30 protein-coding genes and 1 tRNA gene are annotated in these 25,103 nt (G+C 67.3%); 13 read left to right on the forward strand and 18 right to left on the reverse strand.

What is annotated here, in order from left to right:
• Positions 1 to 158: 158 nt before the first annotated feature.
• On the forward strand, positions 159 to 1,145 hold the full coding sequence (locus ACWAUG_RS11525) for a YihY/virulence factor BrkB family protein (RefSeq protein ID WP_460802529.1): 987 nt from the start codon (positions 159 to 161) through the stop codon (positions 1,143 to 1,145).
• A 61-nt stretch (positions 1,146 to 1,206) separates the two neighbouring features.
• Here the strand turns inward: ACWAUG_RS11525 and ACWAUG_RS11530 are convergent, their stop codons facing one another.
• Together ACWAUG_RS11530 and ACWAUG_RS11535 are read right to left on the reverse strand one after the other, a co-directional pair.
• Positions 1,207 to 2,109 carry a cation diffusion facilitator family transporter gene (locus ACWAUG_RS11530; protein ID WP_460802530.1) on the reverse strand — a complete coding sequence of 301 codons (903 nt, stop codon included), beginning with the start codon at positions 2,107 to 2,109 and terminating at the stop codon, positions 1,207 to 1,209.
• Complete coding sequence (locus ACWAUG_RS11535) at positions 2,106 to 2,474, reverse strand: hypothetical protein (RefSeq protein WP_460802531.1); 369 nt, start codon at positions 2,472 to 2,474, stop codon at positions 2,106 to 2,108. The genes ACWAUG_RS11530 and ACWAUG_RS11535 overlap by 4 nt, the downstream gene beginning before the upstream one ends.
• A gap of 249 nt (positions 2,475 to 2,723) precedes the next feature.
• Between ACWAUG_RS11535 and ACWAUG_RS11540 the strand changes: the two genes are divergently transcribed.
• Entirely contained in the window at positions 2,724 to 3,041 is a 318-nt protein-coding gene (locus ACWAUG_RS11540) for a DUF7882 family protein (RefSeq protein ID WP_460802532.1), read from the forward strand.
• Here the strand turns inward: ACWAUG_RS11540 and ACWAUG_RS11545 are convergent.
• Both ACWAUG_RS11545 and ACWAUG_RS11550 read right to left on the reverse strand, forming a co-directional pair.
• Complete coding sequence (locus tag ACWAUG_RS11545) at positions 3,028 to 3,279, reverse strand: hypothetical protein (RefSeq protein WP_460802533.1); 252 nt, start codon at positions 3,277 to 3,279, stop codon at positions 3,028 to 3,030. The genes ACWAUG_RS11540 and ACWAUG_RS11545 overlap by 14 nt on opposite strands.
• 169 nt (positions 3,280 to 3,448) lie before the next feature.
• Positions 3,449 to 5,623 (reverse strand): MMPL family transporter, encoded by a 2,175-nt coding sequence (locus ACWAUG_RS11550; protein ID WP_460802534.1) that lies wholly within the window; start codon positions 5,621 to 5,623, stop codon positions 3,449 to 3,451.
• Between the two features lie 71 nt (positions 5,624 to 5,694).
• On the opposite strand from ACWAUG_RS11550, the gene ACWAUG_RS11555 reads away from it, so the two are divergent.
• Entirely contained in the window at positions 5,695 to 6,282 is a 588-nt protein-coding gene (locus ACWAUG_RS11555; protein WP_460802535.1) for a MarR family winged helix-turn-helix transcriptional regulator, read from the forward strand.
• 7 nt (positions 6,283 to 6,289) lie between these two features.
• On the opposite strand, the gene ACWAUG_RS11560 is transcribed toward ACWAUG_RS11555, so the two are convergent.
• Positions 6,290 to 6,631 (reverse strand): histone-like nucleoid-structuring protein Lsr2, encoded by a 342-nt coding sequence (locus ACWAUG_RS11560; RefSeq protein ID WP_460802536.1) that lies wholly within the window; start codon positions 6,629 to 6,631, stop codon positions 6,290 to 6,292.
• Positions 6,632 to 6,688: 57 nt separating this feature from the next.
• Positions 6,689 to 7,543 carry a LuxR C-terminal-related transcriptional regulator gene (locus ACWAUG_RS11565; protein WP_460802537.1) on the reverse strand — a complete coding sequence of 285 codons (855 nt, stop codon included), beginning with the start codon at positions 7,541 to 7,543 and terminating at the stop codon, positions 6,689 to 6,691.
• A gap of 111 nt (positions 7,544 to 7,654) precedes the next feature.
• Between ACWAUG_RS11565 and ACWAUG_RS11570 the strand changes: the two genes are divergently transcribed.
• Positions 7,655 to 8,002, forward strand: a complete 348-nt coding sequence (locus tag ACWAUG_RS11570; protein WP_460802538.1) for a DUF485 domain-containing protein — start codon at positions 7,655 to 7,657, stop codon at positions 8,000 to 8,002.
• A complete protein-coding gene (locus ACWAUG_RS11575; RefSeq protein ID WP_460802539.1) occupies positions 7,999 to 9,630 on the forward strand; it encodes a solute symporter family protein in 1,632 nt (543 codons plus the stop codon). The genes ACWAUG_RS11570 and ACWAUG_RS11575 overlap by 4 nt, the downstream gene beginning before the upstream one ends.
• A gap of 56 nt (positions 9,631 to 9,686) precedes the next feature.
• Here the strand turns inward: ACWAUG_RS11575 and ACWAUG_RS11580 are convergent, their stop codons facing one another.
• A complete protein-coding gene (locus ACWAUG_RS11580) occupies positions 9,687 to 10,196 on the reverse strand; it encodes a methylated-DNA--[protein]-cysteine S-methyltransferase (protein ID WP_460802540.1) in 510 nt (169 codons plus the stop codon).
• A 195-nt stretch (positions 10,197 to 10,391) separates the two neighbouring features.
• On the opposite strand from ACWAUG_RS11580, the gene ACWAUG_RS11585 reads away from it, so the two are divergent.
• Both ACWAUG_RS11585 and ACWAUG_RS11590 read left to right on the forward strand, forming a co-directional pair.
• On the forward strand, positions 10,392 to 14,054 hold the full coding sequence (locus ACWAUG_RS11585) for an AAA family ATPase (protein ID WP_460802541.1): 3,663 nt from the start codon (positions 10,392 to 10,394) through the stop codon (positions 14,052 to 14,054).
• Entirely contained in the window at positions 14,047 to 14,238 is a 192-nt protein-coding gene (locus ACWAUG_RS11590; protein WP_460802542.1) for a hypothetical protein, read from the forward strand. The genes ACWAUG_RS11585 and ACWAUG_RS11590 overlap by 8 nt, the downstream gene beginning before the upstream one ends.
• Before the next feature lie 53 nt (positions 14,239 to 14,291).
• On the opposite strand, the gene mscL is transcribed toward ACWAUG_RS11590, so the two are convergent.
• From mscL to ACWAUG_RS11605, 3 genes are read right to left on the reverse strand one after another with little or no spacing between them, the layout of a single operon-like run.
• On the reverse strand, positions 14,292 to 14,702 hold the full coding sequence (gene mscL, locus ACWAUG_RS11595) for a large conductance mechanosensitive channel protein MscL (RefSeq protein ID WP_460802543.1): 411 nt from the start codon (positions 14,700 to 14,702) through the stop codon (positions 14,292 to 14,294).
• A 30-nt stretch (positions 14,703 to 14,732) separates the two neighbouring features.
• Positions 14,733 to 15,002, reverse strand: coding sequence for an FmdB family zinc ribbon protein (locus ACWAUG_RS11600; RefSeq protein WP_460802544.1), 270 nt, complete (start codon positions 15,000 to 15,002; stop codon positions 14,733 to 14,735).
• A gap of 17 nt (positions 15,003 to 15,019) precedes the next feature.
• On the reverse strand, positions 15,020 to 15,616 hold the full coding sequence (locus tag ACWAUG_RS11605) for a 5-formyltetrahydrofolate cyclo-ligase (RefSeq protein WP_460802545.1): 597 nt from the start codon (positions 15,614 to 15,616) through the stop codon (positions 15,020 to 15,022).
• A gap of 51 nt (positions 15,617 to 15,667) precedes the next feature.
• Between ACWAUG_RS11605 and galU the strand changes: the two genes are divergently transcribed.
• From galU to ACWAUG_RS11630, 5 genes are all read left to right on the forward strand, one after another.
• A complete protein-coding gene (gene galU, locus ACWAUG_RS11610) occupies positions 15,668 to 16,555 on the forward strand; it encodes a UTP--glucose-1-phosphate uridylyltransferase GalU (RefSeq protein ID WP_460802546.1) in 888 nt (295 codons plus the stop codon).
• Between the two features lie 25 nt (positions 16,556 to 16,580).
• Positions 16,581 to 17,210 (forward strand): GNAT family N-acetyltransferase, encoded by a 630-nt coding sequence (locus ACWAUG_RS11615; protein ID WP_460802547.1) that lies wholly within the window; start codon positions 16,581 to 16,583, stop codon positions 17,208 to 17,210.
• Between the two features lie 75 nt (positions 17,211 to 17,285).
• A complete protein-coding gene (locus ACWAUG_RS11620; RefSeq protein ID WP_460802548.1) occupies positions 17,286 to 18,146 on the forward strand; it encodes a hypothetical protein in 861 nt (286 codons plus the stop codon).
• 54 nt (positions 18,147 to 18,200) lie between these two features.
• Positions 18,201 to 18,273 (forward strand) — tRNA-Ala (locus tag ACWAUG_RS11625).
• Between the two features lie 87 nt (positions 18,274 to 18,360).
• Complete coding sequence (locus tag ACWAUG_RS11630) at positions 18,361 to 18,972, forward strand: hypothetical protein (protein WP_460802549.1); 612 nt, start codon at positions 18,361 to 18,363, stop codon at positions 18,970 to 18,972.
• Here ACWAUG_RS11630 and ACWAUG_RS11635 read toward each other — a convergent pair whose 3' ends face one another.
• Both ACWAUG_RS11635 and ACWAUG_RS11640 read right to left on the reverse strand, forming a co-directional pair.
• Complete coding sequence (locus ACWAUG_RS11635; protein WP_460802550.1) at positions 18,973 to 19,851, reverse strand: metallophosphoesterase family protein; 879 nt, start codon at positions 19,849 to 19,851, stop codon at positions 18,973 to 18,975. It lies immediately after the preceding gene.
• Between the two features lie 20 nt (positions 19,852 to 19,871).
• On the reverse strand, positions 19,872 to 20,792 hold the full coding sequence (locus ACWAUG_RS11640; protein WP_460802552.1) for an AEC family transporter: 921 nt from the start codon (positions 20,790 to 20,792) through the stop codon (positions 19,872 to 19,874).
• A gap of 142 nt (positions 20,793 to 20,934) precedes the next feature.
• On the opposite strand from ACWAUG_RS11640, the gene ACWAUG_RS11645 reads away from it, so the two are divergent.
• A complete protein-coding gene (locus ACWAUG_RS11645) occupies positions 20,935 to 21,063 on the forward strand; it encodes a hypothetical protein (protein ID WP_460802553.1) in 129 nt (42 codons plus the stop codon).
• A gap of 66 nt (positions 21,064 to 21,129) precedes the next feature.
• On the opposite strand, the gene ACWAUG_RS11650 is transcribed toward ACWAUG_RS11645, so the two are convergent.
• The 6 genes from ACWAUG_RS11650 to ACWAUG_RS11675 all read right to left on the reverse strand — a co-directional run bounded on the left by ACWAUG_RS11650 (position 21,130) and on the right by ACWAUG_RS11675 (position 25,078).
• Positions 21,130 to 22,050: a sensor histidine kinase gene (locus ACWAUG_RS11650; RefSeq protein ID WP_460802554.1), complete on the reverse strand. Its 921-nt coding sequence runs from the start codon at positions 22,048 to 22,050 to the stop codon at positions 21,130 to 21,132.
• Positions 22,047 to 22,763, reverse strand: a complete 717-nt coding sequence (locus tag ACWAUG_RS11655; protein WP_460802555.1) for a response regulator transcription factor — start codon at positions 22,761 to 22,763, stop codon at positions 22,047 to 22,049. The genes ACWAUG_RS11650 and ACWAUG_RS11655 overlap by 4 nt, the downstream gene beginning before the upstream one ends.
• 3 nt (positions 22,764 to 22,766) lie before the next feature.
• Entirely contained in the window at positions 22,767 to 23,312 is a 546-nt protein-coding gene (locus ACWAUG_RS11660; RefSeq protein WP_460802556.1) for a DUF3060 domain-containing protein, read from the reverse strand.
• Between the two features lie 28 nt (positions 23,313 to 23,340).
• On the reverse strand, positions 23,341 to 23,616 hold the full coding sequence (locus tag ACWAUG_RS11665; protein WP_460802557.1) for an OmpA family protein: 276 nt from the start codon (positions 23,614 to 23,616) through the stop codon (positions 23,341 to 23,343).
• Positions 23,591 to 24,091 carry a hypothetical protein gene (locus ACWAUG_RS11670; RefSeq protein ID WP_460802558.1) on the reverse strand — a complete coding sequence of 167 codons (501 nt, stop codon included), beginning with the start codon at positions 24,089 to 24,091 and terminating at the stop codon, positions 23,591 to 23,593. The genes ACWAUG_RS11665 and ACWAUG_RS11670 overlap by 26 nt, the downstream gene beginning before the upstream one ends.
• A 210-nt stretch (positions 24,092 to 24,301) precedes the next feature.
• On the reverse strand, positions 24,302 to 25,078 hold the full coding sequence (locus ACWAUG_RS11675; protein WP_460802559.1) for an IclR family transcriptional regulator: 777 nt from the start codon (positions 25,076 to 25,078) through the stop codon (positions 24,302 to 24,304).
• Positions 25,079 to 25,103 lie beyond the last annotated feature (25 nt).

Below are 25,103 nucleotides of genomic sequence, written 5' to 3' on the forward strand. Positions count from 1 at the left end.
TGACGAACTATGTTGCCAGATCGCTACTCGAAGCCGGAGGATTCAGACCCCACCTACACCCTCGATTGCGATGAGCCACAAAACCGGTCCCGATGTCAAGGGTCATGGGCGCGCGCGACGGGTGAGGCATGCTCGACGAACGATGGAGAGGAGCGCCGATGCGCCGCGCAGTCGAATCGAAGCCCCGCACGGCGGCGAGAGCCTGGTGGGAGAGCATCCGACGCGCAGCGCGGGCATTCGTCGTCGACCAGTGTCCGGATCGGGCGGCCGGACTCACCTTCTACGCGGTGCTGGCGCTGGTGCCCGCGGCCATGGTGGCGTTCTCGGTGGTCAGCATCCTCGGCCGCGCCGTGGAGACGGCGCGCACGATCGAGGAGGTGGTGCTGGCGATCGCGCCATCGGCCGAACCGGATGCCGTCACCGCCGTTCTGGCGCGCATCGCCGAAGCCCGGCTCTCGGGATTCCTCCTCGTGGTGGCGCTCGGAATCACACTGTGGTCGGTTGCCCGGTTCATCGCTTCCCTCGGACGGGCGATGAACCGCATCTACGGCGTGGACGAGGGCCGTCCCCTCTGGACACTGAAGCTGGTGAAGCTCCTGCTGGCCCTGTTCGTCATCGTGGCGACGACAGTGCTCGCCCTCGTGCTGCTCGCATCCGATGAGGCGAGCCGTGCGATAGGGGACGCAGTCGGGCTCGAGGATGTCACTCTGCAGATATGGCGGATAGCCCGCTGGCCGTCGGCGGTGCTCATCGCGGTGCTCCTGCTCGCCGTGCTCTACTTCTTCGCCCCCAATGTGCGCCCCGCGCGCTTTCGCTGGGTGGGCATCGGTGCGCTCGTGGCTTTGGCTGCACTTGCCGTCGCCACCGCGGGCTTCCTCTTCTATGTGACGGCCATCGCCGACTACGACCGCCTGTACGGCGCCTTCGGCGGGGTCATCGTCTTCTCCCTGTGGGCATGGATCGCGAGCATGGCCCTGCTCGTCGGGGCGGAGTTCGACGCCGAACTCGAGCGAGTGCGGCAGCTCCGGCAGGGGATCCCCTCCGAGAGGCAGGTGCAGGTCGAGCTGCGCGATGCGCGACGGATCGCGGTCCGCGTGCGCCGGGACCGCACCGAGGAGCGAGCCGCGAGGCGGATCAGACGCTGATCGCCGGGTCCGCCTCATCGGGCAGGCGCTCGACGGGCACCATCACCACGTCCTGCACCTTCTAATCCGCCTCGGCGATGCGTTCGGATGCTTCGTCGAGCCGCCGCACGGAGACGCGTCCCCGCCGGGGCACGACGAAGGCCTCCACGTGGAAGACCTGGCCCTGGTCGCGGATGCGGACCGCCGCTTCCTTCACCCATCGCTCCGCGCGCAGCAGGCGGACGATATCGCGGGCCAGGGGGTGCGGTTCTGCATCGTCATGCGTCATCGCACGCTGATCCATCAGGTCGCCCACGGCGTACCGGGTGTTGCGGTAGCCGTCCCAGATGATGCCGAGCGAGATGAACAGGGCGGCGACGCCGTCGAGCCACCAGACGCCGAGGCCGATTCCGAGGACGCCGACGATCGACGCCGCGTTCGTGTGCCAGTCGGCCTTCGCCATATCGGCGTCGGCGTAGAGCAGCTTGTTGTGGAGGACCGGGGCGAGGCGCGCCTTCGCCCGGCCGTAGATGAGCGGACCGACGACGACGACCGCCATCGTCGCGACCATCAGCCAGCCCAGCCAGATCGTGTGTCCGAAGATCTGCACGGTGCCGATGGTGGGATGCTCCGCGGCGAGCAGGCCGGTCACCGACTCGACCGCGAGGTTCGCGCCGACCACGAACAGGGCGACCCCGGCGACCAGGTGGCCGATGCCCATGGCCCGATGCCTGCCGTAGGGATGCTTCCGATCCGGGCGGCGACGGATGAAAAGCAGGGCGATGAGGAAGGCGAACTGCGGGATGAGCGACAGCATGTCTTCGATCCATGCGGTCTTCATCGCCTGGGAGTTTCCGACGACGAAGGCGACGAGCACGATGGTGCAGGCGGTGTAGCCGATCGTGAACCACTCCCAGAAGACGGCCTTCTTCAGAGCCTCCTTCTGCTCCGGCGGCAGATCGGTGCGTCCGAACTGGTGGATCATGATCCGACCTCGTCGTCGAGGAACATCTCGACAGCGGTGAGCAGATCGTTCTCTCCCAGGGGGACGAGGAAGACGATGGATCGCCCGTCGGCGCCCTCGATGCCGGTGTATCCCCGGGTGACGCCGGCGCGGTCGCTCCAGGGCGTCTGATCCGTGAACCCCCCCCCGATCGCGATGTCGATCTCACCGGTCTCCAGTTCTTCGACGAGTGTCTCCTCGGCCGCGATGCTCCAGACGGCCGTGGCATCGATGCTCGAGGCGAATTCTTCGGCGATGTCGATGAGCGGGCCGTCGGGCGACTGATCCGTTCCGCTGATGAGGCCCGGATCAGGGGAGACCCCGATGCGCAGGACTCCGTCGCTCACCCTGTCGAGGGTGCCGTCGGGGTCGGTCGGGATGCTGAGCCCGCACCCCGTCGCGGATAGCGCAATCGTGCTGAGAAGCAGAGTAAGGGCACTGCGCCTGAATATGTGTGAGGCGTGCATGAGGGCGATCATGCCTGTTCTATGCGTTGGTGCGTGAGGCGGTTGACTCCCTGGGGACAGGGGGGGGTAGATCGTCGAGCGCCAGAGCGTCCTGTCGCGTCCGCGGCGGAGGTGACGTAGGTTCGTGGTGTGGGCAGGCTTTACTACGGCGATTCCGCCGAACCGATCAATATCGAAGACCGTGCGCTTGCGCACCTGAAGATCGTCATCGCGACCAAGCTGCGGCGCAACGAGAGTTTCACGCTGTCTTGGCGGCACGCGGAAGGCGATGCGGTGGGGCGCAGCACGATCTGGCTGCACCCCTCGATTCCGTTGCGCTTCGTCTTCGACGAGGCCGAGGCTCCCGAGATCAGTCGTTCCTGGGTGGAGAGTCTGGCCAACTCCGCGAACTCCAGTGGCGGAGTCACGCTCGTCGACGAGCACGTCGAGTCGTCTACGCCCGCTTAGCCCGCCCGGGACCGACGCCCGGAGCGTCATTCTGGGGCGAAGCATCCGGAATCTCCGCCTCGTCATCGGGGGAGATGCGCACCGCATCGCTCGAGCCGGAATCGGCGCCCGCGCGCCCGGCCGGCACTTCTTCGATGTTCTCGGGCGCATCAGCGTCGTCGATTCCCGGCTCCGGGTCCGCCACCGGCGGATGCTCCACACCCGGCGGACGCATCCCCTGATCTCCGATCCCGCTCATGGTCGTCTCCTCTCGTCGTCGCGTTCTCCGAATGTCCCGACTCTAGGAACGGGTGCACGCTCTGCCGACCCGGTTGACCGTATGTCCTCTGGTTGGTAGTGCCCCGGATACGGCGAAGGCGCTCGCCGGGCGAAATTCCCGACGAGCGCCTCCGTGGCTCAGCCCGTGATCAGGGCTTGCCGCGCCCGAGCTTCGACGGCCACCAGATCGAACGACCGATGTCGTACGACAGGGCGGGCACGAGCAGCGTTCGCACGACGAAGGTGTCGAGCAGCACGCCGAAGGCGACGATGAACGCGAGCTGGACGAGGAACAGGATCGGGATGACCGACAGCGCCGCGAACGTCGCGGCCAGCACGAGTCCTGCCGAGGTGATCACTCCGCCTGTCACCGTGAGTCCGCGCATGATCCCCTCCCGGGTGCCGTGCTTGAGCGACTCCTCGCGCACACGGGTCATGAGGAAGATGTTGTAGTCGATTCCCAGCGCCACGAGGAACACGAACCCGTACAGCGGCACAGCGGGGTCGGCGCCCGGGAAGTCGAATATCCCGTTGAACACCCATGCCGAGACTCCCATCGCGGTGCCGAAGGACAGCACCGTGGTGAGGATCAGCAGTACCGGGGCGAGCACCGAGCGCAGCAGCAGCATGAGGATGAGCAGGATGACGACGAGGATCACCGGGATGATCAGGTTGCGGTCGTGGATCGAGGCATCGTTCGTGTCGACGGAGGTCGCCGTGACGCCGCCGACGATCGCGTCGATCGAATCGAGCTCGCCACGCAGATCGCGCACGGTCTGCGCCGCAGCGTCGGAGTCGGCGGCATCGGTCAGGGTTCCCTGCAGCATGACCTGGCCATCGACCACGCTCGGTGCGACGGGCTCGGTTCCGGGAGGGCCGAAGGCGGTGATGCCGTCTTCGGTCACGGGAGCCGTGCCGCTCGGCGAATCGGAAGCGGTGATGGAGACTGAGTCGATGCCGTCGTTGGTGAGGAGGATGTCCGCGGCGTCCTGCAGCGAGTCCTCGTCGACGACGACGTAGACGGGGCTGCCGGATCCGCCGGGGAAGTGCTCACCGAGGGCGACCTGGCCGTCACGCGCCTCGGAAGCTCCGATCACGAGCTCGGACTGGGGGATGCCGGATGCGTTCAGCTGAGTGAAGCCGGCCGCGCCGATGATGAGGAGTGCGGTGGTGGTGATCCAGATCAGGCGCGGGCGACGCTTGACTCCGCGGGCGAGGCGAGCCCACAGCCCCTTCGTGGCGACGCCGTGCTCGGCCTCGACGACCTCCGGCTCGAATGCGGGGCGCTTGGGCCAGAACACGGAGCGTCCGAAGGTGAACAGCAGCGCCGGCAGCAGGGTGAGTGCCGAGAGCATGGCGAAAACGATGCCGATGGATGCGACCGGGCCCAGCGTGCTGTTGGACTTCAGATCGCTCAGCAGCAGGCACAGGAGGCCCGCGATCACGGTTCCACCGGAGGCGGCGATCGGCTCGATGGAGCCCTTCCACGCGGCGATCGTCGCAGCGCCCTTGTCCTGGGTGCTGCGCAGCTCCTCTCGGAATCGGGCGACGAACAGCAGCGAGTAGTCGGTGGCGGCACCGATCACGAGGATGAAGAGGATTCCCTGCGTTTGGCCGCTGAGGAGGAGGATCTCCCACTTCGCCATCCACCAGACGACGAGCAGCGCGACGCACAGGGCGAACAGGCTCGTCGAGAGGACGACGATCGGCAGCAGCACCGAGCGGTAGACGAGGATCAGGATGATGAAGACGGCGAGAAGGGCGACGCCGAGAAGAAGGCCGTCGATTCCGGAGAAGCCGGCGACCAGGTCGGCCGAGAACCCTGCGGGACCGGTGATGTAGACGGTGACCCCATCGGGGCTGACATCGCGGAGCTCGTCACCGAGAGCGTTGATCGTATCGCCGAGTTCGGCGTCGCTGTTGATCGGGATGAAGGCCTGCACGGCCTTGCCGTCCTCGGAGGGGATGCCGGGGGAGACCTCGTCGGCGATGCCCTCGATGTCGACCGACCCGGCGATCGCATCATTGATCGCTGCGAGCTGGTCATCGGTGAGGTCGGAGTCGCCCACGAATACCGCGATGGCGGGGATCGCATCGGCGTCGTTGAACTCGCCGAGCAGACTCTGCACCTGCGTTGCATCTGCCGAGGACGGCAGATATGTCGTCTGGTCGTTCGACGAGACCTCGCCGACCTTGCCGAACAGCGGACCTCCCAGGCCTGCTCCGACGAGCCACGCGATGATCAGGACGGCGGGCAGGAGAATCCGCACCCAGGAGCGTCGCCGAATCCGCGGACGCGTCGTCGAATCAGTGTCTGTGTGCATCATTCCCTCGTTTGTCTAGCCAAGCTAGATGAAAACCTAGCATAAAATGATTTGGGAGTAATATCTAACGCATGACAGAGCAGCAGGCCGACCCGTCGGGGCGTTTCGCCTTCGGGTCGGCGATCTACGACATCGATGTCAGTGATCCCACCGGCGAGCTCGTCGACCGCGGATCGCTCGGCTCGGAGGACGTCGCGCAGATCAGCAGGCTGATGCAGGCTCTCGGCGGGCTCCGCGATGCGGAGCAGAAGCTCTCAGACGCATCGCTTCGATACATGAAGCTCAATGCCACCGACATGCGTGCGCTCCACTTCCTCATCGCCTGCGATAACAGTGGTGTCGTCGCCACTGCCGGCGCGATCGCCACGCACCTGGCGATCTCGACGGCATCCACGACCAAGCTCCTCGACCGCCTCGAGCGGGCCGGGCATATTTCGCGCGGGCCGCATCCCACCGATCGGCGGGCGCTGGCGATCGCCATCACTCCGGAGACCCGGCACTCGGCCGTCGAGACTGTGGGCCGCCAGCATGCCCGGCGCTTCATCGCCGCTGCGCGTCTCTCTTCGGAGGAGCGCGAGATCGTCACCCGATTCCTGATGGATATGACAACGGAGGTCGCCCTCGGCGATGTGCCGTGGGCGACCTCCGTCGAGGAGTGACGCAGGATCAGTGCGCGGCGCGGTACGCCTCGATGATGCTCGCCGGAATGCGACCGCGCTCGGAGATCGCGAGTCCCTGAGAGCTCGCCCACTCGCGGATCACCGCGGTCTCGGGGGAGCCGGCTGCGCGCTTTCGTGCGCCGCCACGTGATGCCGGAGCATTCGAGGAACGACGCGCTGCGGCGATGTACGGCTCAAGAGCCGAACGCAGTGCCGCCGCATTCTCCGTGCTGAGGTCGATCTCGTAAGAGATGTTCTCCAACGAGAAACGGATGCTCTCGCCCGCGCCGACTTCCAGGACCGTGCCGTCGATGTCGTCAACCAGCTGGTGCACAATTCTTCTTGCCATAGGGGCAGTTTACGCGTTTTCAGAATGGCGAACAATGACGCTTGTGGATAGTGGAGATTATGGAAGTATTCCCGCGCGGCGGGCCTGATTAACGGCCGCATGTCTGGTGGAAGCATCCAATTTCGACATCGCCGTTCCCAAATAGGCTTTGACAGTTCCTTCGCGAAGGTTCAGTTGCGCGGCGATTTCGGCATTCGTGCTTCCGAGTGCGGCGCACGCGAGCACATCGGTCTCGCGCGGCGAAAGACGAACGGCAGGAATCGGTCCGGTCTCCGGCTGGGCGTCGCCCGCCACCGCCATGAGGCGTTTCTCGAGACGGGCGAGCCGTTCGCGCAACCCGGCGTCCTCGATGTTCGCCGATATGCTGCGCAGTTCGGCGAAGCTCTCGCGGAGGTCCTCCCGGCGGGAAGCGGTGATGACCGTCGGCTGCGGCGAGAGTCCGCGCATGCGCCGCTCCACCTCATCGCGGATCCGCAGCTCGGAGGCGACCGAATCAGCCACGAACATCGCCGGGGCAGTGGTCACGCCGCCGATCGGGGATTCCTTCCATGCTCCGGCGTAGAGCACGCCCCGAGGTCGCCCGTTGACGATGATCGGCAGGGCGAGCAGCGTGCGCAGGCCCTCTCCGAGGACGAAGCCGTCGTAGTCGTGTGTGATCTGGCGCGATGATCCGTAGTCGCTCGTCATGCGCGGGCGCAGCTCGGTCATCGCCCGCCCGCCCAGGCCGCGTGCGGGGCGCACCTTGAGCCCTTCGAGACTGCGGGTGCGGGTGCCGATGATGTTCGTCACCGAGACGACGCCGTCTTCGATGAGGCCGCCGAAAGCGACGGGGAATCGTGTGCGCTGGGACAGCTCGCGCACGGCCTGGGCCACGAGATCTGTGGAGGGATCCAAGGAGACTGCGGTGCTCAACGACTACCTACTTTCGGGGGTGACATCGTCGTTCCCCGTTTCGTAGCGTCGACTTTACCACTCGCGCGGCACCCCCGCGCGAGCACCCCGACCATGTGGCAAGGAGGCCTCATGACCGACCGAATCAACGAAGACTCGGATGCCGGAATCGATTACACAGCCGTCGAGAACTCGGAAGGATTCCAAACTCTCAAGAAGACTCAGCGATCGTTCATCTTCCCGCTGGCGGCGATATTCCTCATCTGGTACTTCGTCTATGTGCTCCTGGGTGCCTACGCCACCGACTTCATGGGGCAGCGCGTGTGGGGAGATATCACTGTGGGGCTGCTGCTCGGGCTCGGGCAGTTCGTCACCACATTCGTGATCACGATGGCGTACGTCTCCTTCGCGAATAAGAAGCTTGACCCGAAGGCGAAGCACATCCGAGAAGAGCTCGAGAAGGCCGAGGCGCACCAGTGAATAGTGAGATCCTGGCGGCCGCGACCGTCGAGAACAACCCGGTCCTGAATATCGGCATATTCGCGGCATTCGTGGCCGTAACGCTTTTCATCGTCATCCGGGCGAGCCGCAACAACAAGACTGCCGCCGACTACTATGCCGCGGGTCGGTCGTTCACCGGGCCCCAGAACGGGTTCGCGATCGCCGGAGACTACCTCTCCGCGGCATCCTTCCTCGGCATTTGCGGAGCGATCGCCGTCAACGGATACGACGGCTTCCTCTATTCGATCGGATTCCTCGTCGCGTGGCTCGTGGCGTTGCTGCTCGTCGCGGAGATGATGCGCAACACCGGCAAGTTCACGATGGCGGATGTGCTGTCCTTCCGGCTCAAGCAGCGCCCCGTGCGCATGGCCGCGGCCATCACCACCCTTGCGGTGTGCTTCTTCTATCTGCTCGCGCAGATGGCGGGCGCCGGCGGACTCGTCTCGCTGCTCATGGGGATCGACGGCCGGGTGGGCCAGTCGGTCGTGATCGCGGTCGTCGGGGTTCTCATGATCGTCTACGTGCTCATCGGTGGCATGAAGGGCACGACCTGGGTGCAGATCGTGAAGGCGTTCCTGCTGATCGGCGGGGCCGTGGTCATGACGATCTGGGTGCTGGCGATGAACGGATTCAGCCTGAACACGCTGCTCGAAGCCGCGGTTGATGCCTCGCCCCAGGGTGATGCGATCCTCGCACCGGGCCTGCAGTATGGGTCGAATCCGCTGGACTTCGTCTCCCTCGGCCTCGCCCTGGTGCTCGGCACCGCCGGGCTTCCGCACGTGCTGATGCGCTTCTACACGGTGCCGACCGCGAAGGAGGCCCGTCGCTCGGTCGTGTGGGCGATCTGGCTCATCGGCGGCTTCTACCTGCTGACGCTCGTGCTCGGTTACGGCGCCGGCGCGATGGTCGGTCCGGAGACCATCAGCAACGCCCCCGGAGGAGTCAACTCGGCGGCACCGCTGCTGGCGCAGTACCTCGGCGGACCCCTGCTGATGGGATTCATCTCGGCCGTTGCCTTCGCGACGATCCTCGCGGTCGTCGCCGGCCTCACGATCACCGCAGCCGCATCGTTCGCGCACGACATCTATGCGAATGTCATTCAGAAGAGCCGGCGGAACGCCGACGGCACGCCCGTCGCCGCCGACCCGGCGGCCGAGGTGAAGGTCGCTCGCCGCACGGTCGTGGTGATCGGCATTCTCGCGATCGTCGGCGGCATCGGCGCACAGGGGCAGAACATCGCGTTCCTCGTCGCGCTGGCCTTCGCGGTCGCGGCATCCGCCAACCTGCCGACCATCCTGTATTCGCTCTTCTGGCGCCGGTTCAACACCCGCGGCGCCGTATGGAGCATGTATGGAGGCCTGGGCGCGGCGATCCTGCTCATCGTGCTGTCCCCGGTCTTCTCGGGGACCGAGACGTCGATGATTCCGTCTATCGACATCGCGATCTGGCCGTTGAACAACCCGGGCATCGTGTCGATCCCCCTCGGATTCTTCCTGGGCTGGTTGGGCACGGTGACAAGCCGGAGCACCGAGTCTCCGCAGCTCGCCGCCGAGATGGAGGTGCGCTCGCTGACCGGTTTCGGTGCGGAGAAGGCCGTGGATCACTGATCTACCTGCTTCTCACGGAGGCCCCCGATGCCGCGCGCATCGGGGGCCTTCATCGGTCATCGCTCCAGATCGAGGAGGAAGCGCTTGCGCTCGGGGTGCGCGCCGTACTGGCCCGGGGAGCCGTCGGCACGCACCACACGGTGGACCGGCAGGATCACCGAGAACGGCGTGAGTCGGCAGGCGGTGCCGACGGCGCGCGCGGCTCCCGGGCTCCCGGCGCGCACGGCGACCTCGCCGTAGCTCATGGTCTCGCCCCAGGGGATCTCGGCGATCGTCTGCAGCGCGCTGCGCGTGAAGCCGTCGACGAGACGCCAGTCCAGCGCGACGGTCTGCGCGAAGGACACGGGAGCGCCCGCGAAGTACTCGTCGAGCAGCGCGGTGATCTCATCCGCAGCGCCCGGATCGGGAACCGGTGTCGCAGTCAACCGGGCGCTCACCGATTCGAGGAGCCACGGAACGGAGGGATCGGCGGCCTCGGACAGATCGAAGCGCACGACGCCGTCGTCGGAGAAGACGACCAGAGCGTCGCCGAAGGGCGTCGGAGCGAAGTCATAGCGGAACGTCATGAGTCCATCCTGCGGCTGTGGAACGTCGGTCCGTGGGTAATACCGCACGAATGGGGGAGGAGCGCGAGGGCGTCTGGAATGTGCAGGAAAAGTGATCCATTCCGATGAAACCCGCCCAGGATACAGGCCTGTGAGAGGTGCTGAGCCTAGTCTGTGTATGTGTGGCGACGTGAAGACAAATCTGCGGATGCCGCGATGACCCTCGAAGAGCGCAGCGAGGATGAGACCGTCATCGCGGTCGACCACATCGCCGACGCCGAGCGCACGCGGTTGCGCGCCGAGGCCAGAGAGCTGGGCGGACCATCCCCGCTGATCACCTACCGTGACAGCGTCGAGGGCGCCATCGACATCTCCAAGGCGCACCCGGGCAGCCTGCCGCAGTTCATCACCGGGAAGTCGACTCTGCTGTCGAACCTGTTCCGCGATGAGGTGGGGCTGCGAACCGCCCGCATGGCCGCGGAGCGGATCACCGCCAAGAACACCGAGCTGCGCACGGTCCGCGGAATCGATGCTGTGCACTTGGCCGTCGGCATCGCCGCCTGGCGCATCGGCGGAGCGGACTTCGCCGCGCCCGTGCTCCTGCGACCGCTCGCGATCCGCCGCCACCACACCGACTTCGAGCTCAAGCTCCAGGGCGCATTCTTCGTGAATCCCGAGCTGGTGCGCGTGGCGAGCGAGCACTTCGGCATCACGATCGACGCCGAGGCCCTGGCATCCCTCGCCTATGACGGCGGCATCTTCAAACCGCAGCCCGTCATCGACCGGGTGCGCGCCGCCACCCAATCGATCGACACGTTCACGGTGCTCCCGCGACTCGTGGTCTCCACATTCGCCGATGTCGGTGCGGCGATGTCGCGCGACGGGCACGATCTCGATCACCCGCTGCTGAACGCGCTGGCCGGACACATCGATGATCGCGAGCGCGTCACGGCCGTGCGCTCCGCGCCGCAGGCGACGAGCCCGGACGACCGTGCCCCGGCATCCGACACGCTCCTGCTCGACGCGGACGCCGAGCAGGAATCCGTGCTCGCCCGCATCGCCGCCGGTCACTCGCTCGCCGTCGCGACGCTGCCGGGAACGGGCGGCACGCAGACGGTCATCAATGCGCTCGGAGAGCTGGTCCGCGCCGGGAAGCGCGTGCTCGTCGTCTCCGCACGCCGCTCGACCCTCGACGGCGTCCGCCACCGCCTCACGAGTGTCGGCCTGGACGGCCTGGCCGTCTCGCCGGCGACGGTGCGCCGCGACCTCGTTCGCGCGATCGGCCGCAATGAGAAGGCCGCCGCCCCCAAGGTCAGCGATGTCGACGATGCGCTCGTGCGCCTGCGCACCGTCCTGCTCGACTATCGGCGCGCTCTCGCGGCACCGGCCGCCGGGCTCGACGTCTCGGTGCTCGATGCCGTGCGCGAGCTGACTCGACTGGCCTCTCTGCCGAAGCCTCCGTCGACGACGGCCCGGCTCAACACGGAGACGCTGCGCCGCCTGTCGACCGGCCGGGCCGATGCCGCGGCCGCGCTCGTGCAGGCCGCGCGTCTGGGGGAGTTCCGCTTCGGCCCCGATGACTCGCCCTGGTACGGTGTCTCGTTCAGCAGCACGGAGGCGGCTCGCGCCGCGCACGAGCTCGCCGGTCGTCTGCATTCCTCGAGCGTCCCCACGCTCCTGGAGCGCGGCTACGAGCTGAACTCCCAGACCCGTATGCGCCCCTTCGCGACGATCGACGAGCTGGGGGAGTACCTGCGCCTGCTCGAGGGGATCCGTGACTCCCTCGACCGATTCAGTCCCACGGTCTTCGAACGTCCGCTCGGAGAGCTCATCAAGGCGCACGGCTCGCGCCGGGATGCGCCGGAGATGTCGGGAGCGAATCGGCGCCGTCTCCGTCGTCTCGCGAAGGAGTACGTGCGCCCCGGTGCTCACATCGGCGAGATGCACGAGGCGCTCCTGCACATCCAGCAGCAGCGCACCCAGTGGCAGCGCTTCGTCGAGGCCGGGGTCGCCCCCGAGGTCCCGCTGGGGCTCGGAGACGTCTACGCGTCCTGGCAGCGGGTCACGGCGGAGCTCGCCGAGCTCGACACCGCCCTGGGGCGTCGCGAACCCTTGGCATCGCTGCCCGTCGAGCGGCTCATCCGCACGCTGGCAGGGCTCGCCGCCGAGTCCGATGTCTTCGACAACCTCGTCGAGCGCGCCATCATCCGCGATCAGCTCGCCGCGCTGGGGCTCGAACCGTTGCTCGCCGAGCTCTCGGTGCGTCACGTCTCCGAGGACCAGGTCGCCGAAGAGCTCGAGTTCGCCTGGTGGCAGTCCCTGCTCGAGCGGGCGCTGCAGGACAATCGTTCTCTGCTCGGCGCGAACACGGCGGTCGTGGATCGCCTGGAGCGCGACTTCCGGCTCGTCGATGAGGCGCACGCCTCGATGTCGGGACCCCTGCTGGCGGCCCAGCTCGGCGACCAGTGGCGCATCGGCATCGTCGATGAGCCCATTGAGGCGCAGAACCTGCGGCGGGCGCTCACGCAGGGCGCTCCGACGACCGCCCAGATCGTCTCGGCCGCGCCGACGCTGATGAATGTCCTCGCGCCGGCATGGATCTCTTCGCCCTACCAGGTTCCCGAGATCCCGGATTCCGTCGAGTTCGACACGGTGCTGCTGGTGGATGCTGCGGCCATCAACCTCGCCGAGGCGACCCCCGCCATACGCCGTGCTCGTCAGGTCGTCGTCTTCGGCGATCCGGTCACGCAGCGTCCGACGCCGTTCGAGATGGCCGTCGCCGCCGACCCGGAGTGGGAGCCGGAGATGCCCTTCGACGAGACGTCGGTCTTCGAGCGTCTCGCCGAGCTGCTGCCCGTGATGACGCTGACCCGCAGCTACCGTGCGGGCGGGGAGGATCTCGCGGAGCTCATCAATGACGCCTTCTATGGAGGCGAGATCCTCTCTCTCCCCTGGGCCGGTTCCTATCTCGGCCGCGGCAGCTTGACCGTCGACTACGTCGAGGGCGGGGTCGGAGCCCCCGATCCGGTTTCGGGCGCCGTTGAGAGCCCGGACGCCGAGGTCGCCCGCGTGGTCACCCTCGTCGTGGAGCACGCGGTGCACCGGCCCTCCGAGACGCTCATGGTCGTCACCGCCAGCGCCCGCCATGCCGAGCGCATCCGCGCCGCGGTGACGACGGCGTTCGCCGGTCGTTCGGACGTCGCGGACTTCGTCGGTCGCGACACGGCCGAGCCCTTCGCGGTTCTGACCCTCGAGGAGTCGGTGGCGGAGAGCCGCGACCGGGTGATCTTCTCTCTCGGTTACGGCCTCACCAAGCACGGGCGCGTGCTCAGCGACTTCGGCGACCTGTCGACCCCCGACGGCGAGCGGCTGCTGACGGTCGGGATGACCCGTGCTCGTCGATCCATGGTCATCGTTTCGTCGATCCGTCCCTCGTCGTTCGACGACGGACGCCTCGAGCACGGCGCCGCGACGCTCATGTCGATCCTCGGCGGTCTCGCCGCCCATAACCGCGACTCGCGCCTGGAGGATCTCGCGGACCCGTTGACACGGGTGCTCGCGCGGGAGCTTCGCCGCCTCGGCGCCTCCGTCGACGTCGACTACCGGGGGTTGCTGCCGCTCGTCGCCCAGCACAACGGCAAAGCCGTCGTGATCGAGTCCGATCGAGAGATCTCCTCCGACTCCCTCCGGGAGAGCTTGCGCCTCCGGCCGCATGTGCTGCGCCGCCTCGGCTGGCACTACGTGCGCGTGCACGCCTTCGATCTGTACAGCGACCCGGCCACTGCAGCATCCCGGATCGCCGCCGTGCTCGGCATCTCGGCCGATGCGGTGCGCGCGGAGAACGATACGCAGCCGATCGACCCGCGAAACGATGCCTGATTCGGACGAGCCGCGTCAGCGCGTCGTCCGTGTCGCCGGCAGTCGGCGTGCGCGTCTGACGGCCGTCGAGGGGACAGACAGCTCGCCGGATGTCGTCACGCACACGGCGCCCCGCCCGGAGTCCGTCACCGGCAGCGGCCCGAACGATGATCGGATGCTGCGCGAAGTGCCGCCGCACTATTGACGAAGCCCCCGTCCTGGGAGTAGGACGGGGGCCGATCGAGAAGCGGTTCGGACTCAGCCGTCGGCGTTGGCCTTGCGCAGCAGGTCGCGGATCTCGATGAGGAGCTCCTGCTCGTTCGGGAGGGTCTCCTCCTCGACGGCAGGGTTCTTCGCGGCCTGGCGCTCCTTCCACTTGTTCATCGGCATGACGAACACGAAGTAGACCACGAGCGCGACGGCGAGGAAGCTGATGATCGCCGAGATCAGGTCGCCGAGGGGGAAGGTGACGGGGTTGCCGTAGATGTTCGTCAGCTGCGGGCCGAAGTTGCCCGCGGCATCCGCCTCGAAGAACAGGGCGACGAGCGGCTCGATGATGCTCGAGACGACGGCGTTGACGATCGCGGTGAACGCACCGCCGATGACGACGGCGACGGCGAGGTCGATGACGTTGCCCTGTGCGATGAACTCCTTGAATCCCTTGAACACGGGACCCCCCCCTTTTCTGGTCCGAGGACCTCAGCTCGAGGACGTCGTCGCAGCGGCCGGCTTGGCGCTCGTCGACGACTCCGACTTCGATGATGCCGACGTTGAGCTCGTCGCGCCAGCACCACTCCGCGAATCCGTGCGATAGAAGCCGGATCCGTTGAAGGTCACGCCGATCGAGCCGTACTGCTTGCGCAGTGCTCCGGCGCATTCGGGGCAGACGGTGAGGGCATCGTCCGAGAAGCTCTGGACGGCGTCGAAGGCGTGCGCGCAGGACGTGCACGCATAGGCGTAGGTGGGCATGTTCTTCTCGGGATCGCTCAGTGCCGCGCGTGCGGCAGGGTGATGGTGCGGGTCGGAGTCACGAAGCCGTCGAGCGGCTGATCGTGGAGCTCGCGGGGGAGGGAGTCGAAGACCTCGGAATCGTAGGTCACGGCATACACGGGCGGGCACTTCTGCATCGACCCGATGGTCTTGTCGAAGTAGCCGCGTCCCCAGCCCAGGCGCACGCCGTCGGTGGAGACGGCGGCCGCCGGGATGATCATGAGGTCGACGTCGTTGACGGCGATGGGCCCGAGGACTTCCCCGGTGGGCTCGGGGAGCCCGTAGAGCCCGACGGAGATCTCATCGGTGTCGTCGGCGACGGCCCAGTCGAGGAGGCCGTCGGCGCGGGTGATGGGCAGCAGGACCCGGACGCCGCGGCGCACGGCCCGTGTGACGAAGTCGAGCGTGCCGGGCTCGGTCGTCGTCGACAGGAAGCAGGAGATCGAGCGGGCATCGTGCTGTGCGATGAGCGCATCGAGCTGTTCGCCGACGCCGGATGCCGCGCTTTCGCGCTGGCTTTCCGAGAGGAGGTGACGCCGTTCGCGCAGCTCTGCGCGCAGGGCGCGCTTCTGCTCGGTGAGTCCGGTCGACATGCCCTCGAGTCTACGTGCCGTTCTGGCGGGGGTGCCTACTAAGCTGGCCCCATGGGAAAGCAGTCGATGAAGGCGGTCATTCCGGCGGCGGGCCTGGGGACCCGGTTCCTGCCGGCCACGAAGGCGATGCCGAAGGAGATGCTCCCGGTCGTCGACAAGCCGGCGATCCAGTACGTCGTCGAAGAGGCCGCCGCGGCCGGTATCGATGACATCCTCGTGATCATCGGCCGCAACAAGAACGCCATCTCGAATCACTTCGACTCGGTCCCCGAGCTCGAGGTGAAGCTCACGGAGAAGGGCGACATGGGGCGCCTGGAGCGCGTCATGAAGTCGAGTGATCTCGCCGACATCCACTATCTCCGCCAGGGAGAGCCCAAGGGCCTCGGCCACGCGGTGCTGCGCGCGAAGACGCACGTCGGCGACAGTTCGTTCGTCGTGATGCTCGGCGATGACCTCATCGATGAGCGCGATGCGCTGATCACGACGATGATGGAGCAGCACGAGCGCACGGGCGCGACGGTCGTGGCTCTCATGGAGGTCGACCCCTCGCAGATCCACATGTACGGCGCCGCGGCGGTCGAGGCGACGGATGACGGCGATGTCGTGCGTGTCACGGGCCTCGTCGAGAAGCCCGCGCAGGAAGATGCGCCGTCGAACCTCGCGGTCATCGGCCGCTACGTGCTGCCGCCGGCGGTGTTCCCGATCCTCGAGCGCACCGAGCCCGGCAAGGGTGGCGAGATCCAGCTGACGGATGCTCTTCAGGAGCTCGCCGCTGACGAGACCGGCCCCGGCGTCGTCGGTGTGATCTTCCGCGGCCGCCGCTACGACACGGGCGACCGCGTCGACTACATCAAGGCGATCGTGCAGCTCGCGGCGGACCGCGATGACCTGGGCCCCGAGCTGCGCCCCTGGCTGAAGGAGTTCGGCGAGCGCCTGTGAGCGCGCGTCCGGACTGCGGATGAGGATGGACCTCATGCAGGAGTACCGGCACGGTCCGATCGAGCTTCGTCTCATCCGCACGCGGGATGCGCGCATCCTGCAGCACGAGCTCCTGCAGAACAGGTCCTGGCTGCAGAGGTGGGAGGCGACGCTCCCGAACGCTTCGGCGTCGTTCGATATGCGGGTCAGCATCCGGCGTCTTCTCCAGCAGTACCGCGAGGGCGGCGGATACCCGTTCGTGATGCTGTACGACGGCGAGATCGCTGGACAGCTGAACATCTGGGGCGTCTCGCGCGGATCGCTGTGCGCGGCGACGATCGGGTACTGGGTCAGCGAGCGCTTCGCCGGCAAGGGCATCACTCCCACGGCCGTGGCGCTGGCCACGGACGCCGCATTCCGACAGTTCGGTCTGCACCGCATGGAGATCTGCATCCGCCCCGAGAACGCGGCGAGCCTGCGCGTGGTGGAGAAGCTCGGCTTCCGTTACGAGGGACTGCGCCATCGATACATTCATATCGATGGGGACTGGCGAGATCATTATGCTTTTGCACTGAACGCGGAGGACGTGCCGCGTGGCGTCCTGAGACGCTGGGTGAGCGGCGAGGTTCCGGTCGATGCGACCACTATTCCGCCGGCGGATCGTCTGCAGATCTGAGATTCGAAACTTTGGGGCGGCGACACGCGCTGAGCGTGTAGGTGCCGCGGGCGGGTGTCGAATAGCGTGGACCCTATGAACGGGCCGGTGCTGAGTGGGGGCGTCATCGTCCTCGTCGCGGTGCTGCTCTGGATGCTCTATCTGCTGCCCTCGTGGCGCGGACGGTATCAGTACCATGCCTCGGAACGGAACGCCGTTCGCCTCAATCAGGCGCTGCGTGTGCTCGCTGAGACGAGCGAGACCCCCGACGAGGTGCGCCTCGAGCTCAGCGCGCGCACCGCTTATGCGCAGCAGAAGCTCGCGAAGCGACTGCAGTCGGAGAAGGAAGCGGGTGAACTCGTGCGTCTACGGGCCGAGCTTGCGGCGACGCGTGCCGATCCGATTCTGCGTCAGGCGAGGGCCCGTCGGCGTGTTCGACTGTCGGCGACCATCGTGCTGCTTTCCGGGCTCATCATCTCCGGGCTCGGAATCTGGCAGGTCGTCGCCACAGGCGTCTCTGCGGCGCTGTGGATCGGCGGGGCGCTCGTCGTCGTCGGCCTGATGACGCTGCAGAAGATGGCGGCCGTGGCCCGCAGGGCTGCGCGGCGCCGGGTAGCTGCGCCGGTCGCTGCGCCGGCCAAGCCTCGTATCGCGCCGCCCCTGCACGATCAGGGGCCTGCCGTGTGGACGCCGCGCCCGCTGCCGGAGCCGATGGTGTCGGTCAGCGGTTCTCTCGCCCAGACGGCTCAGGCCGAGATCGAGGCGCAGCAGGAGCTGCGCCGGGCAGAGCGCATCGCCGCCCTGCGTGAACGTGCCGAGCAGATGGCGCCGCCCGCTCCGGTGCAGCTGCCCGCAGCCCAGGAGGAAGCGTCCCCCTATGCTCGCATGGGGATCGTCGATGACCGGGAGATCGAGGAGCACGTGCGTGCGCTTCTCAATCGCCGGGCGATCGGATGATGCGCACCTCGGCGTGTCGGACCTTTCAGGCGTGATAATCTAACTGAGGTTCACGGGCCTATGGCGCAGTTGGTAGCGCGCCTCGTTCGCATCGAGGAGGTCAGGGGTTCGAATCCCCTTAGGTCCACCGTGAAATGTCTTCAGACATCAGTCAGGTGAGGCCCCGTTATCGGGGCCTCACCTTTTTTATCGCCCCGTTGAGGAATATTCGGTCATGGACGCAGTACGACGCACTCTTGCGATTCTCGGCACGATTCTGGTGAGCGACGCTCTGCTCAGCGGCTGCGCTCCGGCACAGCCGCAGACGGATCCGGTTGTGATGGCATCCATCCAGGGAATCCTGGGGAATGCCCAGGCCCAGAACGATCTCGAAGCCATCGCGGCGCTGGAGGATCTCGTCGTGACCCGCGCCGAGGTCGATGAGGCTGCCGAGCGGATGCGCGCCTGCTGGAGCGATGCCGGCCTGAGGCTGGACGAGCACGGGCCGAACCCGCTTGATGGCTGGTGGCCCGAGATCGATGTCTTCTGGGACGACATGGACGAGGAGGAGGGGCTGGCGCTGTCGCGTGATTGCCAGGACCGCTACTTCCTCAACATCTCTTCCGCGTACCGACTTTCGGGAATGGACGAGATCGCGGAGGACGTTCTGCCCGATCTGCTCGCCTGCGTCGAAAGACGCGACGTGGAGGTCCCGGCGGGTGCCGCGAACCTCGGCGATCTCCTTCCCGAGGGGCCGGACGACCCCGCGTTCGAGATCGTGCGGGCGTGCGCTGATACTGCCGTGTACGCGAACGGCTACGCGGCGTACTCGATCACCCTGATCTGATCAAGCGGGGCCGGCGTCGGCGATGATCTGCGCGACATCCTCAGCATCGAAGTGGAAGACGACGTCGTCGGGGGATGGGCGCTCGATGAACGGCACGATGCGCACGTTCGCGTCTTCGATCGTGATGACGGATCCGCCGAATGCGTTGATCGAGGACTCCTCGGCGGGGTCGGCGAACGCCCGGGAGATGTTCGTCACGCCGGGGGCGACGGTCACCGGAACGCCGGAGACGAACTCGGTGATCGGCAGGTGGTAGTGCCCCGAGAGCACGACGCGCACATCCGAATCGCGCAGGATGCCGATGAGTGCGCGCCCGTGCGCATCATCGAGCGCGAGCGCCTGCAGCAGGTGCGTCTGGGCGCGCACCGGCGGATGGTGCACGACCACGATCGTGCCATTCTTCGCCCGCGTCTCGAGGGCCGTGTGCAGGTGGGCGAACTGCTCCTCATCGACAGCTCCGTACCCGGCGCCGGGTACGGAGCTGTCGAGGACGATCACCCGCCACCCGTCGTGTTCGGCGACCGAGAACACGGGGCGGTGCGGGTCGGTTCCCGGCAGCAGCTGCTCACCGGCATCCGGCTGCCCGCCACCGAGCACTCTCCGGAAGGAATCGCGCACGTCATGGTTCCCCATCGCGAAGACGGTGCGGGCTCCGTGCTCGGCCGCCCAGGGGATGACGGCATCCCGGATGCGCTCGTAGGACGCCACGGAACCGTCCTCGGAGACGTCGCCGGAGATGACGACGAGGTCGAACGGCAGGTGCGCGACGTGGGCCAGGGCGAGACGCAGGTGCTCGGCGGTGTCGACGACGCCGTAGTGCAGGCTCCCGTCGCCCGAGAAATGGGTGTCGCTGAGGTGCAGGATGCGCAGAGCGGTCATCTGACCATTGTGGAGGATCCTCAGCCGAGGAGAAGCGTTGCCGCCATGAGCACGGGGATGCAGCCGATGGTGGTGATGAAGACCGTGTCGCGGGAAATGCTCTCGCCGATGTCGTAGCGCTGGGAGTAGTTGAAGACGTTCTGCGCGGTCGGAAGCGCTGCGAGCACGACGACGATCAGCACCTCATGCGGCGAGAGGTCGAAGACGAATTGCGCCGCGGCCCAGGCGAGCAGGGGCATGACGAGCAGCTTCAGCGTGCTCGCCAGCAGCACATCGCGGCGGTGTCCGGCGGTGCCGAGCACCTTCTGCCCGTGCAGGGAGATGCCGTAGCTGATCAACAGCACCGGCACGCAGGCGTTCGCCAGCAGGGTCGCCGGTTCCATGACCAGCGGCGGGAGCTCGACGTCGAGCACAGCAACGAGGGTGCCCAGCGCGGATCCGATGATGATCGGATTGCTCAGCGTGCGCAGGATGAGCCGTCCCGGTGACGATCGCCCTCCCGTGACGGTGTCGAAGATCGCGAGGGAGATCGGTGTGAACACGAGCAGCTGCATGAGGATCACGGGCGCGGGGTAGGCGGCGCTGCCCAGGAGATAGAGGGAGAGCGGAATGCCGATGTTGTTCGAGTTGACCTGGCCGGCAGAAAGCGAGCCGATCAGCATCTCGCCGACCGGTCGCTTCCAGACGAGGCGAGCGATGAGCGCATGTGCGCTGATCACGACGACGGCGGCGATCGCCGATACGGGCAGCAGCGCGGAGAAGAGCATGGATGCATCGGACGCTGCCAGAACGGTGAACAGGAGGAACGGCGACAGCACGAAGAAGGTCAAGCGGCTGAGGACGTGCCGTGCGTGCGGTCCGAGGAGATCGATGCGCCCGAGGATGTAGCCGACGGCGATCGCGAGCCCGACAACGGCGAATCCAGTGAGTGTGTCGAGCATCCTTCGAGCGTATCGCTCGGTGGGCATGCTCTGAGACTCGGCATTCGTCCGCCGAATTTTTGTATCCTGACCGGGAATTTGACTTCGTTGGGGAACGGGCTATGGTCGGTGATTGCACCGCCAGCCGAAAGAAGGGGAAGCGATGTCGGGTAAGACGCCCACCGCACGAGTTCAGAAGAAGACCGCGAAGTCGTCGCTCAAGGAGAAGCGCGCGGCCAAGCGTGCCAAGCAGGAGCCGGAGACATTCCTCAAGCCACGCAAGGGCGCGTGACGGTCGAGGAATGATCCGGCTCCACGGGTGCGGGGCGTCGCGGGCGGGTGGCTCGCGGCGCCCCTGTCACGTCACCGGCAGACGGAGCACGACGACGCTTCCCGAGCCTTCTGCCGAGCGCATGGAGACGGCGCCGCCGTGGCGCGAGACAACGGTCGATACGAGCGTCAGTCCGAGCCCCGACCCGGTGACATCGCGCGCATTGCTCGCGCGGGCGAGCTCATCGAAGACGTGGGGCAGATCGACACTCGGGATTCCGCGACCTGTGTCGGCGAACTCGAGGATGGCGTCGCCGTCCTCTTCTCGCAGGCGAACCTCGATGGGGCCGTCGACGGAGTACTTCACGGCATTGCCGAGCACGTTGTCGATCGCCAGGGAGATGAGGTCCATATCCGCCTGCACCGGAGGGATCGGCCAGGGCACGCGCGTCGCCGACAGCTGAATCCGGGCGCCTGCAGCCGGATCGCGGTGCCGGACCGCGTCGATGGCTTCCTGCACGAGCAGTTCGAGATCGACGCTCTCCCGTTCGATCGGAATGGTCTCCAGCTCCGCGAGCTTGCGCAGATCACGCACGAGGCCGCTGAGCTTGCGCGCCTGCGCATCGACCGTGATCCAGTCGGCGTCCTCGCGGCCGGCCGCGGTGGCGAGGATCGCGGTCAGCGGATTCTTCAACTCGTGATCCAGACGCGCGAGGAAACGGCGATGCGACTCGCGTTCGAGGGCCGCTCCGCTCTCTCGCCCCTGCGGCTCGGCGGCCTGAACACGGTGCTGGGTGCGCCGGCGACGGGATCGGATCAGGGCGATGACGCCGACGACGGCGCTGACGATCAGTCCGGCAACGGCGATGACCGCGGGAATAGTCATCGACACGATGAGCGAGCGGCGCTCGCCGAGGAGAAGAAGGATGCCGGAGACCACGGCACCCAGGACGAGCGGCGCCGCGATGACGGCGGTCGTTATGAGCGTGCGCCGGGTCTGTGCGGTCATGCGGCACTCACGGCGGCCACGAATCGGTAACCGAGGCCGGGGGCCGTGTCGATGTACTCCGGCGCCGCGGCGTCGTCCGCGAGCACCCGCCGCAGCTCGGCGATCCGGTGGTCGACGGCACGGCTGGTGCTGGCGAAGTCGAATCCCCACAGGGCCGAGAGCAGGCGGTCTCGGGTCAGCGCCTCCTGCGGATGCGTCATCAGATATTCGAGCAGCGTGAAGGCCTTCGGAGTGAGTGTCAGCTCGTCCTCTCCCCGCCATGCTCGCCGTGCTGTTCTGTCGACGACAAGGTTCTTCGCCCGCAGCCGGGTCGCTGCGGGAAGAGGCTGCGAGCACTGGGATACGCGGCGCAGCACCGCGCGCACCCGGGAGATCAGCTCCTGAGGATCGAACGGCTTGTTGAGGTAGTCGTCGGCGCCCTCATCGAGGGCGGCGCTGCGCTCCCAGGACTCGCCGACCTGGGTGAGCAGGATCACCGGCATCCAGAGATCCCGTTCGCGCAGGCGGCGAACGAACTCCCTGCCGTCCATGTGCGGCATCATCACATCGCTGATGACGAGGTCTGGCGCCTGGGCGGTGACGGCCTCGAGCCCTGTCCGCCCGTCGCCGGCGACCTGCACGTCATAACCGCTGCGCTCGAGGAATCCGCTGAGGGCCGTGGTGATGGCGGCGTCGTCGTCGACGAGCAGCAGGCGGGGCCGATCGGATGCCATGGGTCAGCCAGCGAGGAGCACGTTGCCCGAGCCGGAGTCATCGACGGTCGGGGTCGCGCCCAGCCAGAACACCTCGAGCCCGGAGCCGGTGACGTTCAGGGTCTCGACGCCGTCGACGAAGGTCACGCTGCCCGAGCCTCCGACGTCGAGCGTGCCGACCTGGCCGGCGACGACGACGGCACCGATGACGTCGAGCACGAGGTGCTCGCAGTCTCCGTCGACGTGCACGTTCTGACCGGTCTCGGCGGCGCCGAGCACGAGCTCGCCGTTGCAGGTGACCCTCTTGGTCGCCGCGGCGATCGACTGATCGCGGACTTCGGCGCTTGTCTCGCTCCAATCGGTGGAGACAGCGGCGCTTGCGCCGGTGTCCTCCTCGTCTGCGTCATCGACACTCGTGGTGTCGGACGTCTCGGCGGGCTCCTCGACGAGCGCCTCGTCGACGACGGACTCTTCGGGTTCGGTGACCGAGACGGCGCAGCCGGTGAGGGCTGCGAGCAGGATACCGGCGGATGCGACGGCGGACAGCGTGCGGATACGGGTGCGGTTCATGATTCTCTTCTTGTCGTCAGTGGTTTCGTCAGAACGTGGCCGGGATGAAGATCTCGACGCGGCGGTTCAGCTGGCGTCCGGCCGGGTTGTCCCGGCCGTCGATCTCGTTGGCGGCCACGGGGAGGGACTCGCCATAGCCCTCGGCGGTCAGATCGCTGGGAACACCGGCCTTCTCGAGGGCAGCGACGACGGATGCCGCACGCTGCTCGGACAGCGTCTGGTTCTCATCGTCGGAGCCGATCGCGTCGGTGTGGCCGGAGACGGTCGCCGCCTCGATCTCATAGGTGCTCAGAACCTGGGCCACGGTCTCGAGTGTGCGGGCGGCATCGGAGCGGACATCGCTGCGCGCGAAGTCGAACAGCACGCCGTCCTGGAAATTGATGAGCGTCCCGCACGAGGTGATGGGCTGGAGGGCGGACAGCGGGGGGGAACACGCCGAGTTCGGGAACGGGACCGATCGGTTCGACCTCGATCTCGATGCCGTTGACGAGACCCGTGCCGTCGCCGTAGTTCTGAATCGTTCCATCGGGGCCGGTGAAGTTTCCGGAGCCATCACCGTAGAGATAGGCGGTGCCGCTGCCGGAGGAGACGCGGCCGCCGTCCTCGCATCGGGCGGAGGAGACGGTCACGCCCGGGATCGCGCCGAAATCATCGCGCACATCGATCGTGAACCCGGAAGTGCTGGCGTCGAGCAGGCTGAGGTCGGGCAGCACGAACAGGGGGACGGGCGGGAACTGGCCGACGTCGTAGCCGGGAACCGTGGGGGAGTCCCTCTGCAACGGCGGACTGGGAGGGCGAGGCCTTCTCGGCCGGTCCTGACTCGGCTTCGGACACTGCTGCGGAGCATCCGGTGGTCGCAGTGGTGAGGGCGAGCGCGGCGCCGGCGATGCTCAGCAGGTGACGTGTGCGGGTTCTCATGAACACAAGATTATCGATCCGGTGTCGCGTCCTTGTCGTCGGGCTGTCGCAATCCTGCGACAGCCCGACGGTCACGGGAAGAGGCGCTGAGCCAACACGGTCGCGGTCTCCTCGATCGCCTCCGCTGCGGCATCCGCCTCGAGGGCCCGGGAGGACTCCCAGGTGCTCGCGACGGCAGCGAGGGGCCATCCGGCGGCGTCCCGAACCGCGACGCCGATCGACCGCGCGCCCTCCGTCACCTCACCGTCCTCCGATGCGTATCCCGCCTGACGGATGCCGCGCAGCAGCTCGCGCAGCGCCGCCGGCGTCGCAGGTCCCCGGCCGGTGCGGGTGGCGAAGGCCGAGGCATCCGGGTACAGCGCCCGCACCTGCTCGCGGGGGAGCGCTGCGAGCATGGCGCGTCCGGTCGCGGTGAGGTGGGCGGGCAATCGCACCCCCACATCGGTGACGAGCGCCGGGCGGCGGGGCGCGCGCTCCTCGACGATGTAGACGACGTCGGAGCCGCTGAGCACCGCCAGATGCGTGCTCTCGCCGAGCCGGTCGGCGAGGGCTGAGACGAGCGGACGGCCAAGGCGGGCGAGCGGCTGCTGGCGGGCGAAGCCGCCGGCGAGCTCGGAGGCGCTCGCGCCGAGCATCCATCGGCGCTCCTCCGGCAGGTGCAGCACGAACCCGTGAGCGGCGAGGGTGTTGAGCAGGTGGTGCACGCTCGAGCGGGGGATCCCGAGTGCTCGAGCGATGGCGGCCGCGGCCACTGGGCCGGGGCGTGCGGCCATGTGCCGCAGGATGCGCAGGGTCTGGTCGGCGGCGGGCACCTGCACCTTCGCAGGACTGTCTGGGATCACAGACACAGGATGCCACGCGGGCCTGTTTCCG

The sequence above is a fragment of the Microbacterium sp. GXF6406 genome (assembly GCF_054798215.1).

Excerpts from the sequence above, each read along its gene's own strand:
- ACWAUG_RS11525 (WP_460802529.1), top strand. The coding sequence starts at position 159 with ATGCGCCGCGCAGTCGAATCGAAGCCCCGCACGGCGGCGAGAGCCTGG.
- ACWAUG_RS11530 (WP_460802530.1), bottom strand. The coding sequence starts at position 2,109 with ATGATCCACCAGTTCGGACGCACCGATCTGCCGCCGGAGCAGAAGGAG.
- ACWAUG_RS11545 (WP_460802533.1), bottom strand. The coding sequence starts at position 3,279 with ATGAGCGGGATCGGAGATCAGGGGATGCGTCCGCCGGGTGTGGAGCAT.
- ACWAUG_RS11550 (WP_460802534.1), bottom strand. The coding sequence starts at position 5,623 with ATGCACACAGACACTGATTCGACGACGCGTCCGCGGATTCGGCGACGC.
- ACWAUG_RS11555 (WP_460802535.1), top strand. The coding sequence starts at position 5,695 with ATGACAGAGCAGCAGGCCGACCCGTCGGGGCGTTTCGCCTTCGGGTCG.
- ACWAUG_RS11560 (WP_460802536.1), bottom strand. The coding sequence starts at position 6,631 with ATGGCAAGAAGAATTGTGCACCAGCTGGTTGACGACATCGACGGCACG.
- ACWAUG_RS11570 (WP_460802538.1), top strand. The coding sequence starts at position 7,655 with ATGACCGACCGAATCAACGAAGACTCGGATGCCGGAATCGATTACACA.
- ACWAUG_RS11580 (WP_460802540.1), bottom strand. The coding sequence starts at position 10,196 with ATGACGTTCCGCTATGACTTCGCTCCGACGCCCTTCGGCGACGCTCTG.
- ACWAUG_RS11585 (WP_460802541.1), top strand. The coding sequence starts at position 10,392 with ATGACCCTCGAAGAGCGCAGCGAGGATGAGACCGTCATCGCGGTCGAC.
- ACWAUG_RS11590 (WP_460802542.1), top strand. The coding sequence starts at position 14,047 with ATGCCTGATTCGGACGAGCCGCGTCAGCGCGTCGTCCGTGTCGCCGGC.
- ACWAUG_RS11600 (WP_460802544.1), bottom strand. The coding sequence starts at position 15,002 with ATGCCCACCTACGCCTATGCGTGCACGTCCTGCGCGCACGCCTTCGAC.
- ACWAUG_RS11605 (WP_460802545.1), bottom strand. The coding sequence starts at position 15,616 with ATGTCGACCGGACTCACCGAGCAGAAGCGCGCCCTGCGCGCAGAGCTG.
- galU (WP_460802546.1), top strand. The coding sequence starts at position 15,668 with ATGGGAAAGCAGTCGATGAAGGCGGTCATTCCGGCGGCGGGCCTGGGG.
- ACWAUG_RS11615 (WP_460802547.1), top strand. The coding sequence starts at position 16,581 with ATGGACCTCATGCAGGAGTACCGGCACGGTCCGATCGAGCTTCGTCTC.
- ACWAUG_RS11620 (WP_460802548.1), top strand. The coding sequence starts at position 17,286 with ATGAACGGGCCGGTGCTGAGTGGGGGCGTCATCGTCCTCGTCGCGGTG.
- ACWAUG_RS11630 (WP_460802549.1), top strand. The coding sequence starts at position 18,361 with ATGGACGCAGTACGACGCACTCTTGCGATTCTCGGCACGATTCTGGTG.
- ACWAUG_RS11635 (WP_460802550.1), bottom strand. The coding sequence starts at position 19,851 with ATGACCGCTCTGCGCATCCTGCACCTCAGCGACACCCATTTCTCGGGC.
- ACWAUG_RS11640 (WP_460802552.1), bottom strand. The coding sequence starts at position 20,792 with ATGCTCGACACACTCACTGGATTCGCCGTTGTCGGGCTCGCGATCGCC.
- ACWAUG_RS11645 (WP_460802553.1), top strand. The coding sequence starts at position 20,935 with ATGTCGGGTAAGACGCCCACCGCACGAGTTCAGAAGAAGACCGCGAAG.
- ACWAUG_RS11650 (WP_460802554.1), bottom strand. The coding sequence starts at position 22,050 with ATGACCGCACAGACCCGGCGCACGCTCATAACGACCGCCGTCATCGCG.
- ACWAUG_RS11655 (WP_460802555.1), bottom strand. The coding sequence starts at position 22,763 with ATGGCATCCGATCGGCCCCGCCTGCTGCTCGTCGACGACGACGCCGCC.
- ACWAUG_RS11660 (WP_460802556.1), bottom strand. The coding sequence starts at position 23,312 with ATGAACCGCACCCGTATCCGCACGCTGTCCGCCGTCGCATCCGCCGGT.